The organism is Mesorhizobium sp. B2-4-7 (genome assembly GCF_006442685.1).
Lineage (GTDB): Bacteria > Pseudomonadota > Alphaproteobacteria > Rhizobiales > Rhizobiaceae > Mesorhizobium.
Window position 1 is genome coordinate 63,987 of sequence record NZ_VFVH01000005.1, and the last position, 16,894, is coordinate 80,880.

Annotated in this window: 19 protein-coding genes and 1 pseudogene; 10 read left to right on the plus strand and 10 right to left on the minus strand. The window is 60.5% G+C overall.

The genetic code is table 11. From position 1 onward, the window contains the following. Window positions 1–14 precede the first annotated feature (14 nt). Window positions 15–1,229, plus strand: a complete 1,215-nt coding sequence (locus FJ946_RS15935; protein ID WP_140567966.1) for a cyanate transporter — start codon at window positions 15–17, stop codon at window positions 1,227–1,229. A gap of 307 nt (window positions 1,230–1,536) precedes the next feature. On the opposite strand, the gene FJ946_RS30780 is transcribed toward FJ946_RS15935, so the two are convergent. From FJ946_RS30780 to FJ946_RS15945, 3 genes are all read right to left on the minus strand, one after another. Continuing rightward, window positions 1,537–1,680: a hypothetical protein gene (locus tag FJ946_RS30780; protein WP_181165452.1), complete on the minus strand. Its 144-nt coding sequence runs from the start codon at window positions 1,678–1,680 to the stop codon at window positions 1,537–1,539. Between the two features lie 50 nt (window positions 1,681–1,730). Then, the gene (locus tag FJ946_RS15940) at window positions 1,731–2,192 is read right to left on the minus strand and encodes an Rrf2 family transcriptional regulator (RefSeq protein ID WP_140518192.1); all 462 of its coding nucleotides are present in this window, start codon (window positions 2,190–2,192) and stop codon (window positions 1,731–1,733) included. Window positions 2,193–2,253: 61 nt separating this feature from the next. Continuing rightward, window positions 2,254–2,718, minus strand: coding sequence for a group III truncated hemoglobin (locus FJ946_RS15945; RefSeq protein ID WP_140567969.1), 465 nt, complete (start codon window positions 2,716–2,718; stop codon window positions 2,254–2,256). A 326-nt stretch (window positions 2,719–3,044) separates the two neighbouring features. On the opposite strand from FJ946_RS15945, the pseudogene FJ946_RS15950 reads away from it, so the two are divergent. From FJ946_RS15950 to FJ946_RS15960, 3 genes and pseudogenes are all read left to right on the plus strand, one after another. Beyond that, window positions 3,045–3,256: pseudogene (locus FJ946_RS15950) on the plus strand (transaldolase family protein); the annotation flags it as partial. Between the two features lie 256 nt (window positions 3,257–3,512). Next, entirely contained in the window at window positions 3,513–5,048 is a 1,536-nt protein-coding gene (locus tag FJ946_RS15955) for an FAD-dependent oxidoreductase (RefSeq protein WP_140567972.1), read from the plus strand. Window positions 5,049–5,559: 511 nt separating this feature from the next. After that, window positions 5,560–6,045 (plus strand): universal stress protein, encoded by a 486-nt coding sequence (locus FJ946_RS15960; RefSeq protein WP_140567975.1) that lies wholly within the window; start codon window positions 5,560–5,562, stop codon window positions 6,043–6,045. Between the two features lie 161 nt (window positions 6,046–6,206). Here FJ946_RS15960 and FJ946_RS15965 read toward each other — a convergent pair whose 3' ends face one another. The 3 genes from FJ946_RS15965 to FJ946_RS15975 all read right to left on the minus strand — a co-directional run bounded on the left by FJ946_RS15965 (window position 6,207) and on the right by FJ946_RS15975 (window position 9,243). Then, a complete protein-coding gene (locus FJ946_RS15965; protein ID WP_140567978.1) occupies window positions 6,207–6,827 on the minus strand; it encodes a Tim44/TimA family putative adaptor protein in 621 nt (206 codons plus the stop codon). A gap of 55 nt (window positions 6,828–6,882) precedes the next feature. Then, window positions 6,883–8,478, minus strand: coding sequence for a cytochrome c oxidase subunit I (gene ctaD, locus FJ946_RS15970; RefSeq protein ID WP_140525738.1), 1,596 nt, complete (start codon window positions 8,476–8,478; stop codon window positions 6,883–6,885). A gap of 102 nt (window positions 8,479–8,580) precedes the next feature. Further along, window positions 8,581–9,243, minus strand: a complete 663-nt coding sequence (locus tag FJ946_RS15975) for a 5-formyltetrahydrofolate cyclo-ligase (protein WP_140567980.1) — start codon at window positions 9,241–9,243, stop codon at window positions 8,581–8,583. 125 nt (window positions 9,244–9,368) lie between these two features. On the opposite strand from FJ946_RS15975, the gene FJ946_RS15980 reads away from it, so the two are divergent. Continuing rightward, the gene (locus tag FJ946_RS15980; RefSeq protein WP_140518333.1) at window positions 9,369–10,214 is read left to right on the plus strand and encodes a LysR family transcriptional regulator; all 846 of its coding nucleotides are present in this window, start codon (window positions 9,369–9,371) and stop codon (window positions 10,212–10,214) included. 71 nt (window positions 10,215–10,285) lie between these two features. Beyond that, window positions 10,286–10,831 (plus strand): DUF488 domain-containing protein, encoded by a 546-nt coding sequence (locus tag FJ946_RS15985; RefSeq protein ID WP_140500695.1) that lies wholly within the window; start codon window positions 10,286–10,288, stop codon window positions 10,829–10,831. An 8-nt stretch (window positions 10,832–10,839) separates the two neighbouring features. Here FJ946_RS15985 and FJ946_RS31140 read toward each other — a convergent pair whose 3' ends face one another. From FJ946_RS31140 to FJ946_RS31145, 4 genes are all read right to left on the minus strand, one after another. Further along, window positions 10,840–11,142, minus strand: coding sequence for a hypothetical protein (locus tag FJ946_RS31140; RefSeq protein ID WP_246673079.1), 303 nt, complete (start codon window positions 11,140–11,142; stop codon window positions 10,840–10,842). Window positions 11,143–11,560: 418 nt separating this feature from the next. Beyond that, window positions 11,561–12,025 (minus strand): nucleoside diphosphate kinase regulator, encoded by a 465-nt coding sequence (gene rnk / locus FJ946_RS15995; protein WP_140567983.1) that lies wholly within the window; start codon window positions 12,023–12,025, stop codon window positions 11,561–11,563. Window positions 12,026–12,345: 320 nt separating this feature from the next. Continuing rightward, complete coding sequence (locus FJ946_RS16000; RefSeq protein WP_140500693.1) at window positions 12,346–12,552, minus strand: hypothetical protein; 207 nt, start codon at window positions 12,550–12,552, stop codon at window positions 12,346–12,348. A gap of 100 nt (window positions 12,553–12,652) precedes the next feature. Next, on the minus strand, window positions 12,653–13,270 hold the full coding sequence (locus tag FJ946_RS31145) for a hypothetical protein (RefSeq protein ID WP_246671102.1): 618 nt from the start codon (window positions 13,268–13,270) through the stop codon (window positions 12,653–12,655). Window positions 13,271–13,272: 2 nt separating this feature from the next. On the opposite strand from FJ946_RS31145, the gene FJ946_RS16010 reads away from it, so the two are divergent. The 4 genes from FJ946_RS16010 to FJ946_RS16025 are packed head-to-tail and all read left to right on the plus strand — an operon-like array spanning window position 13,273 to window position 16,871. Next, the gene (locus FJ946_RS16010) at window positions 13,273–13,794 is read left to right on the plus strand and encodes a hypothetical protein (RefSeq protein ID WP_140518337.1); all 522 of its coding nucleotides are present in this window, start codon (window positions 13,273–13,275) and stop codon (window positions 13,792–13,794) included. Window positions 13,795–13,805: 11 nt separating this feature from the next. Further along, window positions 13,806–14,498, plus strand: a complete 693-nt coding sequence (locus tag FJ946_RS16015) for a CBS domain-containing protein (protein ID WP_140567986.1) — start codon at window positions 13,806–13,808, stop codon at window positions 14,496–14,498. Between the two features lie 10 nt (window positions 14,499–14,508). Beyond that, window positions 14,509–14,847, plus strand: coding sequence for a ferredoxin FdxA (gene fdxA, locus FJ946_RS16020; protein WP_140518339.1), 339 nt, complete (start codon window positions 14,509–14,511; stop codon window positions 14,845–14,847). A gap of 5 nt (window positions 14,848–14,852) precedes the next feature. Continuing rightward, a complete protein-coding gene (locus FJ946_RS16025; RefSeq protein ID WP_140732248.1) occupies window positions 14,853–16,871 on the plus strand; it encodes a hydantoinase/oxoprolinase family protein in 2,019 nt (672 codons plus the stop codon). Window positions 16,872–16,894 lie beyond the last annotated feature (23 nt).

Below are 16,894 nucleotides of genomic sequence, written 5' to 3' on the forward strand. Positions count from 1 at the left end.
GCGCGAAAATGTCGATGACCGCGCAACCTGTAACCGACAGGCAATGGACCCTGCTTGCCCTCGTCGTGCTAATCGGGATCAACCTGCGTCCCTTCCTGACGGCCCCGGGACCGATATTGGCTGATATCGTGGCCGACACCGGGATGGGCTATGGCAGCCTGGCCATGCTGACGCTGTTGCCGATGCTGCTGATGGGCCTCGGTGCGTTCGTTGCACCGGGCATCCAGGCGGCCGTCGGAACGCGCCGGGGCCTGCTCGCGGCGCTAACGGTGCTGACAGCGGGCTCGCTGCTCAGGCTTGTCGTGCCCGGCGGCCTGTCGTTGATCCTGACGGCGGCACTTTGCGGGGCGGGGGTGGCCTTCATCCAGGCCGCGTTTCCGGGGATCATCAAGGCAAAGTTCCCGACCAGCACACCCGCCGTGACCGGCCTCTATTCCTGCATGATCATGGGCGGTGGGGCGCTTGGCGCACGTCTGGCGCCCCTGCTCGTCAACAACGGATACGACTGGCGGGCAGCCCTTGCCTGGCTCGCGGCTCCCGCCGCCATCGCGCTGTGCGCCGCATTCCGCGTTCTGTCCGACGCCAAGGCTTCAAGACCCGATCGCGCCTTGACCGGTTTTCTGCTTCGCCGCCCACGGACCTGGGTCCTGATGGCGGCCTTCGGCCTGGTCAACTCCGGCTATTCCTCTATGGTCGCCTGGCTTGCGCCCTACTACCAGGCGCAAGGATGGAGCAGTGCCGCCAGCGGCAACCTTGTGGCCGTGATGGCCATTTGCCAGGCGGCTTCGGCCCTGGTGCTGCCTGTCCTGGCGCGTCGAGGCATCGACCGCCGTCCCTGGCTCTGGCTGACGCTGCTGCTGCAGGCGGCGGGCTTTGCCGGACTTGCGGTTTTTCCCGCACTGTCGCCCGTTCTGTGGGTGGGGATATGCGGGGCCGGTCTTGGCGGAAGCTTCTCGCTTGCAATCGTCACGGCGCTCGATCATCTGCCGCGGCCGGAGCAGGCGGGCGCGCTGGCTGCGCTGATGCAGGGCGGCGGTTTTCTGATCGCCGCGCTTGGTCCATTCGCCACCGCGCTCCTGCATGGCTGGAGCGGGAGCTTCAGCAGCGGATGGATCATGCATCTCGGCTGCGTGACCGTCACAGCGTTTCTCTATCTGCACTTCAACCCAAAACGGTACGCCGACGTCATGAGGGGCTCGGAACAAGAGCAGTGCGAAATGGTAGTTTAACGAAGCGGAATGCAAGTTCTGAACTCAATGACGACGTACGTCTCCGCGGGGTGAGCAGCAGGCGCTTGCGCCGCATCTCGGCCGTGGAGATCGGCTCTGCCGGATCATCGGGGCCGGGCTGGCGCAGACGACGATATACCTCCTGCAGCTCATCGTCGCCGGCTATGCGCTGTCCAAGCGCCCGCCGGTCGCGCGCTCTGTACTTCCCCTCCTCGGCCGACAGTTCTCCATCCGCCAAATCGCAATTGGGGTTGCAGGCGCCCAGACAACAGCCGGGCCGATAAAGTCACACGCCATCGTTGCGAAACTACACAAACATCATCACGATGATCGCTCCGATAACTATCAGGACAAGCCCACCGATAAGCATCGGCAGCAGAGTGTTGTCCGGGTCGATATCAGAATCAATGTCCTTTGTGACCTGTTGATCATTCTTCTTTGGTTCAGCCATGGCCCATCTCACATCCGAGCAAAAACAGCGCGCGTCGAAGCCGCGCAACACTATACGGTCTTGCGTGTCGCCCCGGTGCGAACGGGTGGTATCTGACCGCCGAGGAAGTCTTCGGGCATCAGTGTGATGTCGGCGAGCGTGTAGCGGTCAAGGACGTTCAGGAAGGAGGCTGTCGCTTCGTCAAACATGCCTGAAAGCTTGCAGGAGGCGGTTAGCACACACCGGTTTCCGGTCGCGAAACATTCGACCAGCGCGAAATCCGGCTCGGTTAACCGCACGACATCGCCAATCCGGATCATCTCAGGCCGGCGCCCGAGAATGAGACCACCGGAACGGCCGCGGATTGCCTTCATATAGCCGCCACGGGTCAGGGTGTTGGCGACCTTGTTCAGATGCGTCTTCGACACGTTGAAGGTGCGGGCAACCTCCTCGATCGTTATAAGCCGGCTACCGGCGGCGGCAGTGTACATCAGCATCCGCAATGCATAATCCGAAAAGCTGGTCAGCCGCATGAATCACGGCTCCCTGTCGATCGCTGTGCATTGTAGGAACCACTCACAAACCGGTCGTGCATCACAAGTCTCTCTCGACGATAGGTTCGATGCCGATCGTGGTCTCGCCGCGGTTGAAGGCGATCGCGAGACGGAAACTGTGAGCAATTCGCAGCGCGCGATCCATAAAAAGCGTCGCCACCTCGGCCGGGCAAATGCGACGCACCGTTGTCCGAAACAATATTAGCCAGCGACGGAAATGCGCCGCGCCGAGGCCGGCTATGACCAGGTGCGGCGGCAGTGGCCTGCCGTCGTATCGGGATGTCCGAAGTAGAGTAGCGGACCAGAAGTCACACATCTTCGCCAGATGCTGCGGCCATTTATCTGGCTCGATCCGATCGTGGAAAATGGGGCCGAGAAGGTCATCACGGCGAATTTCGTCATAAAACCCGTGGACTACACTGCGGATCATTGCCTCGTCGAGTATGTTGGGCAATGGCACGCCGTCGACCACGATTGTTCTCTTGCTTCGACCGTTCGCGGTCATTCCGAAGCTCCTGTTTTCTCCGACGCAAGCTGGCTGAAGCCTTGGTTCGCTCTTCGATGTGATCCTCTATATAAGATATATTATCAATCTATCTTATTGCGTGGCAAGACGCCGTGATGCCGCACCAGAAATGGGTCTGTCCGACCAAGCGGCGAATGACGAGCCCTGAATCCTAGGCATTTCCGAACTGCCTGGACATCACCCCAGGCCCGAGGCCGGAAGTATCTAAATTGGCGGGGAATTCCCGATGTGGCTCAGTTTCGAGAGTCGCCAACGCCTCATCAGATGACCGTGCCAGCCGGAGTCGCTCCCGAACCTGAAGTGCGATCTACGACAACGGCAAATCCTTCACGACGGAAATCCTGGCGTCCTCAATTCGCACTCCACTCCATGTCAAACAGGCGGCGATCGCAGGCGCGGATGTCGCGACCGTACCACCAGCGATACTCAGAAACCTCGCCAGACATCCACTCACCTCGACAAGGGCCTCAAGTCGTTTCTTGCCGACTGGGGAAAGACTGGGCAGGCGATCTTGTAGTTGTGCGCAGTGGAATCGCGGAGGGAAAGCCATCATGAAAACTGCACTCAACTATCGATTAAATTCGTTTGCATGATGTCCGCGAGAGCGGGAGACTGCGGTCTGAGCCACTCAGCCCAGTACATGACGCAGCCGGAATGTCGGCGCGGATAATGCTGAGAATCTGAAGGCGCACTAGCCAGGCAGAAGGTACCCCGAAGCAGTGTGCCGCTTCGCCGCACGAGCGGTTTTGACACGGATCGCCAAGGACGAGAATATGGCTGAAGCTGATACCAAATCAAACGGACCGGATCTGGTCCAGGGGATCGCGCTGTCCGACCTTCCCGATGGCGGAAAGCTTGTCGGCCATTGCGGCGACGAGCAGGTGTTGCTGGTGCGCCGCGGGGCCGAGATCTTCGCCATCGGCGCGACATGCACACATTACGGCGGGCCGCTCGGTGACGGTCTTGTGGTGGCGGATACCATTCGGTGCCCGTGGCATCATGCTTGCTTCGATATGCGCACAGGCGAAGCCCTGCGAGCGCCTGCCTTCAATCCACTCGCTTGCTGGTCGGTGGAACAGCGCGATGGGCGGATATTCGTGGGCGAGAAACTCAAACGGACGGCGCCGAAGCCGCGCGGCGGAAGCGCGGGCGGGGTCCCCGAGAAAGTCGTCATTGTCGGCGGCGGCGCGGCCGGTTTCGCGGCGGCCGAAATGCTGCGGCGAGAGCAGTACCAGGGCAGCATCGTCATGATCAGCGACGACCATGCGCCGCCCGTCGACCGGCCGAATCTCTCCAAGGACTACCTCGCAGGAAAGGCTCCGGAGGATTGGATTCCGCTGCGCGGCCAGAAATTCTATTCAAAAAACGACATCGACCTGCGTCTCGATACGAAGGCCGTCGATATCGACCTGCGTTCTCGCGAGGTCATTCTGGCTGACGGAAGCAGGATTCCTTACGATAGACTGCTACTTGCCACGGGGGCCGAACCGGTGCGCCTCTCCATCCCCGGCGCGGATCAGCCACATGTTCACACGCTGCGCTCGCTTGCAGATTGCAAGGTGATCATCGAGCGAGCCACGACTGCGCGCCGCGCCATCGTGCTTGGCGCCAGTTTCATTGGCTTGGAAGTTGCCGCAGCGCTGCGCGCGCGCAATATCGAAGTTCATGTCGTGGCGCCGGATAAACGACCCATGGAACGGGTCCTCGGTCCGCAAATGGGTGACTTCATCCGCGCACTCCATGAGGAGCATGGAGTCGTGTTCCATCTCGAGGACACCGCGAGCAGCATCGACGGCAACAAAGTGAAACTAAGCAGTGGCAACATGTTGACGGCGGATTTCGTCGTCGCCGGCGTCGGCGTGCGTCCGCGGACCGGGCTTGCCGAAAGGGCGGGGCTCACTCTTGACCGCGGCGTCGCCGTAAATGCCTTTCTGGAGACGAGCGCACCGGACATATTCGCGGCCGGCGACATTGCGCGGTGGCCGGATCCTCACACTGGCGAGAACATTCGGGTCGAGCATTGGGTGGTTGCAGAGAGGCAGGGGCAAACCGCGGCCCTGAACATGCTCGGCCATCGCGAGAAATTCGCGGCCGTGCCGTTCTTCTGGAGCCAGTACTACGACGTTCCCATCAACTATGTCGGCCATGCCGGGCAATGGGACGAGATTGCTGTCGATGGAGACATCGGTGCCAGGGACTGCCTGCTGCGCTTCAAGCGCGAAGGGCGCACGCTGGCTGTCGCTTCGATCTTCCGTGACATCGAAAGTCTAGGGGCGGAGATGGAAATGGAGCGCCAAATGGCAAGGTAGCAAGCGCTCTTGGGCACCGCGATCCGTAGAGAGCGCAACCCGTATGGCGCAGCGGTGCGTCGCTGTGACTGAAAGGAGTTCGACTTATGTCCACAGTGCAACAGGAACCGAGCACCACCAACGGATTGGACGCGGTTCATTCAAAGATCGTCAAGTTCGGTACCGGTGTGGCCAGGGAAGCGTCCGATGAGGCGCCGACCTCGGTCGAAATCTTTTCGGACAGGGGCCGCTGGTACTGCAGGGTCCGTCGCGGCGATGAGAAGACTCGGCCAATGGGTCCCTATTCCAAACAACAGGCTGAGCGGATCCAAGAGGCTCGGAGACTGTTGATTGCCAAAAGAGGCACCGCTCGGATCATGTTCGAGTAGGGAGGACATTCACGATCACGTCGGCCGGCGTACTTCTCACCAACAACCATCGTTCATCATCGACTTTTTTGAAACTGTGCAGGTAGACCTCCGGCTTTGAGGGTTGTCGCGTTGTGAAGCCGCGTTGCGCGGCAGGGTGTCTGTTGACGTTTTCCCCTTGGCCAAGCCGGCATCGTCGCAGCGTCGCCCGAGGGCGCCTCTTCTGGCAATTTTCATCGTTCCACCCACCTAGTAGCCTGATCCTCCAGGCAGGACGGCCTGTCTTCGTCGCCTCGACCAGCCAGGAAAATTTCCGCATCAACAAGATTCTTGTCGGATGGAAGGATAGGCGTGAAGCCAAGCGCGCGGTTACCGATGCCGTGCCCCTTTTTCAAATGGCTCAGGAGGCTGGTATAATCACGATCGAGGATGCCGCGACCGATGAAACCTGGAACAGCCTGAACAATATCGTCGCCTTCCTTTCGAGCCACGGCGTAAGGGCGAAGGCTGACGTGTTTCCGGAAAGATCTGATGGTGGATCAATCGCTGATGTGGCCGATGCGATGCATGCGGATCTGACCATATCCGGCGCCTACGGCCAGCAGGTTCAGGGAGTGGATCTTTGGCGGTGCTACCCGCTCGCGGCTTGAGAATGATCGACTGAACCGGTCATGCCGATTTGATCGTGATACACAAGTCGTGGATGCACATTGTCAAAAGCTGGAAATTCCGCGCGGCTTGAGCGCTCCGGGTTGACCGCCCATCTATAGTGACAAGGCTGTCAGGCAGGCATCGGGTGAGCATGCACTCGTTACTCGCCTTCCGTGGCGATCAACATCCAATTGCGCTTTGTTGACAGGGTGTCACAGGCGAACGTCCACGTATCGATCACCTCAACGATCTGCTGGGGATCGCCGGCGACGATCGCATCGTTGGCCGAGCGTGTAACGCTGACCACGTCGGAAACGAAGCGAACGGCAATCTCAGCGGTGCTATTCTCCGCAAGAGCGTCGACAAGCTTTGCTTCCTTCGTGCCGATGAAGGTGAGTTGCAGCATCTCCCCCCGATCCCGGCGGCCGGCAATCGCTCGTCCGAAGATATCGAGCACTTCCGGCCCGACGAGACGCTTCAACGTTGGGATGTCGCTGTCCGCATACGCGCGCAGGATAGCTTCATAAGCCATATTGGCACCGGTCAGAAACGCGGCAAGGTCGAAAGTTGGGTCGATCTCTCGGATCGCATCCAAGCGTGTGTCCGTATAGGATATATCGTCGATACTGCCGGTTCGCTGCTCTGTCGGCGCATCGTCCTGCTTGGCCTTGTCGTTGCCCGAGCGCGGCAGAGTTTGGCCCCAACTGCCCAGCAATGCCCAATAAAACGCTATGATCGCCACGAGCAGGATCTGGTTGTTTGGATCTGTGGTTTCGTTCATGACGTTCTCCCGACAGAATGTCGAAACAGGCGCCGGTTCGGAACCGGAGCGAACACTAGGCAATGCGCGGCAGCTTCTCCCATTGATGGAAGGGCGGCGGCGATGGCAGCTGCCATTCCAGCGTCGTCGCCCCTTCGCCCCAAGGATTGGCGCTTGCCTGGCGTCTTCGGCTGAAGGCCTCGGCAACCGCGATGAAGAAGACGACAAGCCCGGCCGTTGAGATGTAGGAACCGATCGACGAGACGAAATTCCAGCCGGCAAAAGCATCGGGATAGTCGGCGTAACGTCGCGGCATGCCGGCCATGCCCAGAAAATGCTGCGGGAAAAAGACGAGGTTGACGCCGATGAACATCAGCCAGAAATGCAGCTTGCCGAGCGTTTCGCTGTACATGTAGCCGGTCATCTTCGGGAACCAGTAGTAGAAGCCGGCAAAGATCGCGAAGACCGCCCCCAAAGACAGCACATAGTGGAAGTGAGCGATCACGAAATAAGTGTCGTGGTACACGCGGTCGATACCGGGGTTCGCAACCATGATGCCAGTGACGCCACCGATGGTGAACAGCAAGACGAAGCCGAGAGCCCACATCATGGGTGTCTTGAACTCTATCGATCCTCCCCACATGGTCGCCAGCCACGAAAACACCTTCACGCCGGTTGGAACGGCGATGACCATCGATGCGAAGGCGAAGTAGCGCTGCGTGTCGACCGACAGGCCGGTCGTATACATATGATGTGCCCAGACGACAAAGCCGATCGCGCCGATTGCCACCATTGCATAGGCCATGCCGAGATAGCCGAAGATCGGCTTCTTGGCGAAGGTCGAGATGACGTGGCTGATGATGCCGAAGCCAGGCAGGATCATGATGTAGACTTCGGGATGGCCGAAGAACCAGAACAGATGCTGGTAGAGGATCGGATCACCGCCGCCGGACGGCGAAAAGAAGGTCGTCCCGAAATTGCGATCGGTCAACAGCATGGTGACCGCGCCGGCGAGCACCGGCAGCGACATGAGAAGCATGAAGGCGGTGACCAGCATCGACCAGGCGAACAGAGGCATCTTGTGCATGGTCATGCCGGGTGCGCGCATGTTGAAGATGGTCGTGATGAAGTTGATCGCGCCGAGGATCGAGGAGGCCCCCGAAAGGTGGATGGACAGAATAACGAGGTCGACGGCGGGACCTGGCTGGCCATCCGTCGAATAAGGCGGATAGAGCGTCCAGCCGCCGCCATGGCCGAGTGTACCGGGCGCTCCCGGAACGAACATCGAGGTGATGAAGAGGATGAATGACACCACCAGCAGCCAGAACGAGATGTTGTTCAAGCGGGGGAAAGCCATGTCGGGTGCGCCAATCATGATCGGCACCATCCAGTTGCCGAAGCCACCAATCAGCGCCGGCATGAGCACGAAAAAGATCATGACCAGCCCATGGGCACTGACGACCACATTGTAGACGCCCGGATCGCCAAATATCTGCAAACCCGGTTCCTGCAACTCCATGCGGATCAACACGGAAAGCGCCGTACCGAAGATGCCTGCCATGATCGAGAACAGCAGGTAAAGCGTCCCGATATCCTTGTGGTTGGTCGAGAACAGCCATCGGACGAGAAACCGGGGCTTGTGATCATCCAAGGTCGTGGCTGGAATGGACATGATATGCTTCCTGCTCTCCTCTTCCGGCAGGCAAGACGGCCTCAACCATGGACGGCACCTGCGATCCGCCGTCACACGGGGCTAGGTCTTGCCCGCGTTTATTCATTCATCCGTGACGACCACATCCATCGGAATGTCGTGCGGTTGCGGATAGATGGTTCGGATCCTGCTACGGGCGTAACCGACGCCGACGACGAGAGGCCGCCTGGGCGCCGCGGCCAGGGTCCGGTCGAAGAAGCCGCCGCCATAACCCAGGCGATAGTTAGCCTCGTCGAAACCGACAACGGGCGCGATGACCACATCCGGTTGGACCGATGGCCCGTGTGGCGGGACAAGAATATTCCAGATGCCGCGTTCCAGCGGATCTCCGGGTCGCCAGACGCGAAACTCCAGCGGCCAACCTTTTTTTATGACGACCGGCAACGCGATCCGACCGCCGCGCTCGATCACCTTTATCGCCCAGTTGCGGAGGTCGGGCTCACCGCGGAACGGCCAATAGCCGCTGACGATCCGTCCGCTCACCCGACCGACGGCCAGGTCGAGAACGGAAGCGATGCGTAAAGACCTCGCATTGCGTTCCTCGGCGTCGATCGCGAGACGCTCATCGATTAGACGCTTGCGTTCCGCCTTGCGCCATCGACAGACCTCGGGCCATGCGTCCTGAACGGCCGGCTCAGTGCCGTACCCCGGGACAAGCTGATGCATAAAGCATGGCGGAGAGGCGTATTCTCTCGTCTCCGGGTAAACATCCTCCTGATCAGACATCGCATGCTCCATATCCGTTGCAGCGGAGCCCCGCCTTCGTGGACGTTGCGCTGCGTAAAACAGGAAGGCAAACGGAATTAAATGCTGTATTGATGCAAGATTATTGCACTAATGCCGGAACCAGCATGGACATCGACCGCGCGCGCACGTTTTTGGAAATCGTCCATTCCGGCAGCTTTCTGAGAGCTGCCGACCGACTCCACGTCACCCAGACCACTGTCAGCGCGCGGATACGCACGTTGGAGGAAGAGCTCGGACGTCAGCTCTTTGTCCGCAATCGCAATGGTGCGCAGTTGACGCAGGCGGGCCGGGAGTTCGAGCGGTTCGCGCAATCATTCGTGCAAATCTGGGAACGAGCACGCCACCAGCTCGCCATCCCATCGGGACGGACAAGCGTCGTTGCCCTGGGCGGGGAGCTCAGCCTGTGGAACCCGCTGCTGCTCGATTGGCTGGTCTGGATGAAGAAGGCCAGGCCGGAAATCGCCATCCAAGCCCAGGTCGGCGTGCCGGACCAGCTCCTCGAGCAGCTCAGGACTGGCGTTCTCGACATCGCGGTGCTCTATGCGCCGAAGCTGCTGCCAGGCTTCAGGGTGGAGCTGCTCGTTGAGGAACAACTCGTCCTGGTTCGGAGCACGGACAGAGACTCGGAGTTGGACGCCTCAAGGGACTATGTCTATGTCGATTGGGGGCCGCTGTTTGCGGCCCAACATGGCGCCAGTTCCTCTGCCTTCGGCGAGCCGGGATTAATGGTCGGCCTTGGTCCGCTTGGGCTGAGCTACATTCTGCGCGCCGGCGGAATGGGCTATTTCCGTAGGGGCGCGGCAGCGCCCCATATCGAGGCCGGGCAGCTGGAGGTCGTGGAGGGCGCGCCGGAATTCACCTATCCGGCCTATGCAGTCTATCCGGATGCAAGCGCGTCGCGAACCGACGTACAGGAGGCGCTACGTGGATTGAAGCAGGTGGTGAAATGACCGTGTTCTGTCAGTTCCAAATCACTGATCATGCGGCCGGAAAGAAATCCACCGCCATGGATTGATCGAACATGCCTTATCCGTTCCACACCATCGGCCACTCGACCCGGCCGACCGCCGAATTCGTCGCCCTGTTGCGGGTTGGCGAGATTACCCTGGTGGTCGACATAAGGACCATCCGGCGATCGCGGACCAACCCGCAATTCAACAGCGAAACGCTGCCGGACAGCCTTGCGGATTTCGCGATCGGATATGAGCATATTGCCGAGCTTGGCGGCCTGCGCGGCAGGGCGCACGCCATTCCACCGACGCTCAACGCATTCTGGCTCAACCAGAGTTTTCACAACTACGCCGACTACGCGCTGTCAGCGGAGTTTCATGGCGGTCTGGAGCGGCTTGTGTCCCTTGGCAGGCAGCAGCGGTGCGCCATCATGTGCTCGGAAACGCTTTGGTGGCGTTGCCACAGAAGAATCGTCGCGGACTATCTGATCAGTCGTGGCGAGTCCGTTTTTCATCTGATGGGCCATGACAAGGTCGAGCCGGCGAAGCTCACCGACGGTGTGGAGGCAAGGCTCGACGGAACGCTTGTCTACCCGCTTTCCCAGCGTTCTGGATAGTCGAGGCCTCAGGCGGCCGACGGCCCCGGGTCGTCGAACCCGTCGTTGAAAGCCGCCATGACGCTGTTTTCCGCTTTGGGTTGTGACTCATCAGAGTGATGGGCGACGCGCAAAACCGGTCCGTTCGGTCGCCACGGGTCCGGCGCTGCATCCCCCGCCAGCTCCAATCTCTCCCGCCTTGCCGCTTCCGGCTGGTAGACCACTTCATGCACAGTCAGCGTTTCATGGCCGCCCTGCGCGGTCGGAATGGACATGGACTGACCTTCGGCCAGACCAAGCAGCGCCAGGCCGCGCGGGTTGGTGATCGGCAAAGCATGCCAACCAGACCGCGCATCTCGTCATGTGCGACGATGCGGGTCTCGGCAGGGCCGTCGTTTACACGATAGGTCACTCGGGTGCTGAGCGTCACGACCGTTGGCGGAATGTCTTCTCGAAACATCACAATTGCGCTCGAAATCTTCCGTTGAAGGACAACGGACAAGGCATCGCCGCGGGGATGGCGCTCTTGCATCACTTCAAGAATCGTGAAGTCCTTGGTGGTCAGTTGGCAGCTATCGATAGTGGGCATGGTGCGTCTCCAAGACGGACCCGTGAAAGGGTTCCGGCGTCAAGCATTTGATCGGATGTGGAAGCTACCCCTGTGCCGGACCAGAACAGGCCGGCGCAGGGGTCACACTCCCGCGATCAGGCTGCCTGCGTGATTGAGGAGACGGGTGGAAACGCCCATGTCTAGGCGTCTGCCGGGATCGCCGAAGACGCTGGTGCGCGCCGATCGACTGCATCGCCTTCCGCAGCGGGTTGTCCTACGGCAAGCACCGACAGTTTGTGCCGGCGCCCATCGCGCGCTGTCCACATGATCGACTGTCCGGCCGAGAGGCCGATCAGGGCCGTGCCGATCGGCGTGAGGACTGAAACCTTGCCTTCGGAGATGTCCGCGTCGCCAGGAAAAACCAGCGTGACTGTTTTGGCATTGCCAGTATCGGGCTTGAATGTCACCGTCGAACCCATCTGGACGGTGCCGGCGGAGACCCAATCATCGGCGACGATACGTGCCCGCTCGAGTTCGGCGAGCAGTTCATCGGAGGCCTCCGGATTGCGCGCGGCCACGGTGCTCGCAACCGCCGACAGACGCGCATGGTCTGACTGTGAGATGCGGATGTTCGGCTTGCGCCGCGTTTTCGTGTTGTTTTGCATTTGAATACTCGTGCTTCCGCTCGGACCAGCCGCCACGGAGGGTGCCGGAATCGAGCCAATTCGTGAAAATCTTGATGGAACGCCAATGCTCCGGAGGCTTGAGGTCCTGCGGAACCATCCCATGTGGGTAATCGCACCGCCCCTCGGCTCGGGGCACGCATGGCAGCCGAGCCGGGGGCTACATTCCCGCTATGGGGCAAACCCGGAAAAGAAAATCGCGACGAATTCTGACTGCGGCGTTCATAGGACCATAGTTGGTGAAGCAATCCGGGAAGTCAAGTCAGCCACCTCGGTGCAGTTTGGCGGGTATCAATCCTAAACTAGTCAGAGCGGGCGCCAAGCAACGTTCTTATCACCAGCTCTCTTCCGGCCCGGTTTATCCCGGTCCCGCTGGGTCTTTCTTCAGCCAGCCCGAGAAAGACAAGACGTTCGGCCAAGGCTTTCGATAGAGATGGGTAGGGTCCGCGGTTCATTCGCTTGAGTGCCGTCTGCTCCTCCTTGGTGAGATCGTCCCAGATAACTGTCATGAGAGCCATCTCCCTTGTGTGCACTATCAAGCCGATGCCGATCCTGGATTGTCCAGCGACGGGCTGCGACCATGAATTCATTGGGCCCCGAAGGTCTTGCTTATGGAACGGCATCTGTTCCGACAATGCCGCCTTCATTCTCCAGAACGCCGATCCGCTTGACTTCCGAGCGGTTGAGCTTCAGGCGAACGCCAATACCGCCGCCGTTCTCGGCAATGAAAACGGCGCCGGCGCTTTCAAGCGCGGTTTGCAGCGTGTCGCAGATATCTCGGTCAGGAAGGTTGATCCGGCGCTCGAATTCTTCGATGACCAGCGCATCCACGCCTGAATTGCCGGCGAGCTTTTCACGGGTCCATTCGACCAGTGCGCGAGCGGCACGGCATTGAGCACCAGTGATCATCCTCAAAATCTCCTTCTGGATCGCTTTGGGAGCGAATTGCCGCCTGCTGAAACCCAGGACGCTGGGAGTGCGACGGCCGCGTCCGTAAAAAATGCATATCGAATCCGAAAAGGAAAGGGTTGCGCCCCTCACCGCGATCGAATCATGATGCAAAATAATTGTGCTGAAGCGGCAATAAATTTCGTTTGTCTTGCAGATAAGGATGAGTGAAGCTCGTGCGTAGCGAAACGACAGATTGGGTGCCAGCCAGCAGGTCTCAACGCTAGGAGACTGTTTGGCGATATCGCGCGAAGGGCACCTTGGGCTCGGCAATGACAATAATGGACAGGCTTGAACACGATTTCGGCAGGATTCTTTCTGGCCCGGACATTCGGCGTCATGTCGTCGGTCGAATGGTATCTGCCAATCGCCCTGACGCAGATGACGGCATCCCAATCGTACCCGTGGATGACAATGCTCTCAAAACGCGGCTGCGCGAGGAACTGCTCCTGCAAGCACGGACCCGGCTGCCGATCACCTATGCAAGACTGGCCGAGAGCATGGTTGGTTCGGAAGCAACAGGCGTGATCCGGGGTGCACTCGAACAACTGATGGACGACGATGCGGACGAAGGCCTGCCATTGCTTGCGGCTGTTGCCGTGAACGCGCTCGATCCTGGTTTGCCCGCTCCCTGGTTCTTCCACAAAGCCGAGGACATGGGGCTGTTCGCTGGCGATCCGGCCGATCTGGAAGCTTACGCTTTCCATGCAAGGGAGTTTTGTCGCGCGATCCATCTCCATGCTGGCAACGGGCAAGGCTCAGGAACGACCTTGCCGCCGGTACTGCCGCCTGCAGACCGGTGAAGGAGAACGAAATGCTGATCGCCAAAGACGTCATGACGTCGCCGGTCATCGCGGTAGGGCCTGACAGTACGGTGGACGAGGTCGCCGGTATTCTTCTGTCGCACGGGATCAGCGCCGTGCCGGTGATTGATCGAGGTGCGCTGCTGGGCATCGTCAGTGAAGGGGACCTGATCCGCCGGGCGGAGATCGGAACAGCGCCGCAGGGCTGTTCCTGGTGGCTTCATTTGTTCACCAACAACGCGGTTCAGGCGGAAGGCTATGTCAAGTCTCATTCCGATCATGTGATCGACGTCATGACACAGCAGGTTGCGACGGTGGTCGAGAGTACGCCAGTCGCCGAGATCGCAACCCTGCTTGAGCATAATCGGATCAAGCGTGCCCCAGTGCTGCGCGACGGGCAGGTGGTTGGGATCGTCAGCCGCGCTAATCTGGTGCGAGCGCTGGTCATTGCCAGGAAAGGGTGGCGCGCTCCGGCCTTGCATGACGACAGCAGCATCAGGATGGAGATTGTCGATGCCTTGCGATCCGAATCGTGGCCCTCGAGTTCGGACGTGATCGTGAACAACGGCGTGGTCACCCTGTGGGGAACGTATCTGTCGGAGCAGGAGCGGAAAGCCTCGATCGTCCTGGCTGAAAACACCGCTGGCGTGCGGGCTATCGATGACCATCGCATTCCCCTCGATATGACCTACGGCTTGGTCTGAAGGCCACCGAATGACATTCGTGGTCACCGACAATTGCATCAAATGCAAATACATGGACTGCGTGGAAGTCTGCCCGGTGGACTGCTTCTACGAAGGCGAGAACATGCTCGTCATCCATCCCGATGAATGCATCGACTGCGGCGTCTGCGAGCCGGAATGCCCGGCGAAGGCCATTTTTCCCGATACCGAGCCTGGTCTCGACGATTGGCTCGCGCTGAACGCCGAGTATGCGTCTGCGTGGCCCAATATTGCGATCAAGCGCGATCCACCCGCCGACGCCAAGGCGTTCGACGGCGAAGCGGACAAGCTCGCGAAATATTTTTCGCCGGAACCTGGGTCGGGTGACTGATCAAAATGAACGCATATGCGCTCCAGCCGTCGCCACTTTATCTGGGCATTGACACTGGCGGCACGTACACCGATGCCGTGCTGTGGTCGGAATCCACAGGCATCGTGGCCAAGGCCAAGTCGCTGACCACGCGGCACGATCTTGCCGAGGGCATCGCCGGCGCCGCAGACGCTGTTTTGTCCGAGGCAGTCATCGAGCCCAGCGCGATCAAGCTCGTCTCGATGTCGACCACGCTGGCCACCAACGCCCTCGTCGAAGGGCAGGGCGGGCGGGTCGCGCTGGTGATGATCGGCTTCACTGAAGCCGACCTTGCCCGGAACGGATTGTCAAAGGCCCTTGGCTCCGATCCCGTGATCTTTTGCCCGGGCGGACATGACGTCCACGGAGATCCGCGTGAGCTGGTGCTCGACGCTCTCGTGGCTGCGCTGCCGTTTCTCGCCGACACGGTTTCAGGCGTCGCCGTGGCCTCCTATTTTGCCGTTCGCAATCCCGAACACGAAATCGCGGTACGTGACGTCATCCGCGAGCGCGTCGGGCTCCCGGTGACCTGTTCGCATGAATTGTCGTCGAAACTCGGCGGCCCGCGTCGGGCGCTGACCACGCTTCTCAACGCCCGGTTGATCTCGATGATCGATCGCCTTGTCGACGCCACGGAGGGATTTCTGGCAAGACGCGGGATCGTCGCTCCGCTCATGGTCGTGCGCGGCGACGGCGCGCTCATTACCGCAGAATTCGCCCGCGCTCGGCCGATCGAGACCATTCTGTCAGGACCAGCGGCAAGCCTGGTGGGCGCGCGGTACATGACCGGCATCGATGATGCGGTGGTGTCCGACATAGGCGGCACTACCACCGACATCGCAGTTCTGGATGGTGGCCGCCTGCGGCTCGATCCGGAAGGCGCCACCGTCGGCGGAATGCGAACCATGGTGGAAGCCGTCGCCATGCACACCTTTGGCCTTGGTGGGGATTCGGAAGTTTCGCTTCATGAGCAGTCGTTGGCTTCGACGATCGTGCTCGGGCCCCGGCGGCTGGTACCGCTGGCGCTCGCCGCGGTGAAACACGGCGATGCCATATGCCAAGGTCTCAACCGGCAATTGCTCAGTCCCAACACCAGCCGGCTGGACGGCCGCTTCGCATTGCGCACAGGTGTGCCCGAACGTCTAACCGCAGGCCTGACGGTTACCGAGACGCGGCTCTATGCTGACATTTCGGCAATTCCCGCCGCGCTCGACCGGCTGCTCGTATCGACGTCACAGGTCGCGACGCTCAATCGCCTCGTCGCACGTGGCCTGGTGCATATCGTCGGCTTCACGCCATCCGATGCAGCCCATGTGCTCGGCCGGCAAGGGAACTGGGATCCTGTCGCGGCTCGACTGGGCGCCGAATTGTTCTCACGCAAGCGCGACGGCCAGGGGCATCGTGTCGCCAAAGGCGCAGAAGCGTTTTCCGAGATGGTTCTTGCCTCCGTCACCCGGCGTTCTGCCGAAGTAATTCTTGAATCGGTATTTGCCGAGGACGGGCTGGAGGGCGGCGTCTCCGTTGCCAACCCGCTGGTTCAGCGGGCGGTTGGCGGGCGAGGCGGCATGGCGCGGCTGTCGATCGCGCTCGACCGGCCGGTGATCGGCCTCGGGGCGTCGGCTTCGCTGCACTTTGCCGGGCTGCCGCAATTGATCGGCAATGAATGCAGCATTGCCGAACACGCCGATGTCGCAAATGCGTTGGGCGCCGTGGTTGGACAGGTGCGAATGTCAGCGGAAGCGCGCGTCAGCCAACCGGAGATCGGGCTTTTCCGTCTCAATTCCGGCGAGCGGCTGGACGACTATGACACCGAGGACGAGGCGATGGCCGCAGCCGAAGCCCACATTCGAGTCTTGGCGGCAGGTCTTGCCGAGCGCGCCGGGGCCGATCAGGCTCGGATCGAGATCGCACGCGACATAAGAGTTGCTACAATCGAAGGCGAGCGCAGTTTCGTGGAAGCCATCGTCGTCGCGACAGCCACCGGGCGGCCGCGAATCGCGTCGTGACATGCACGCGTTGTTGTGAGTGA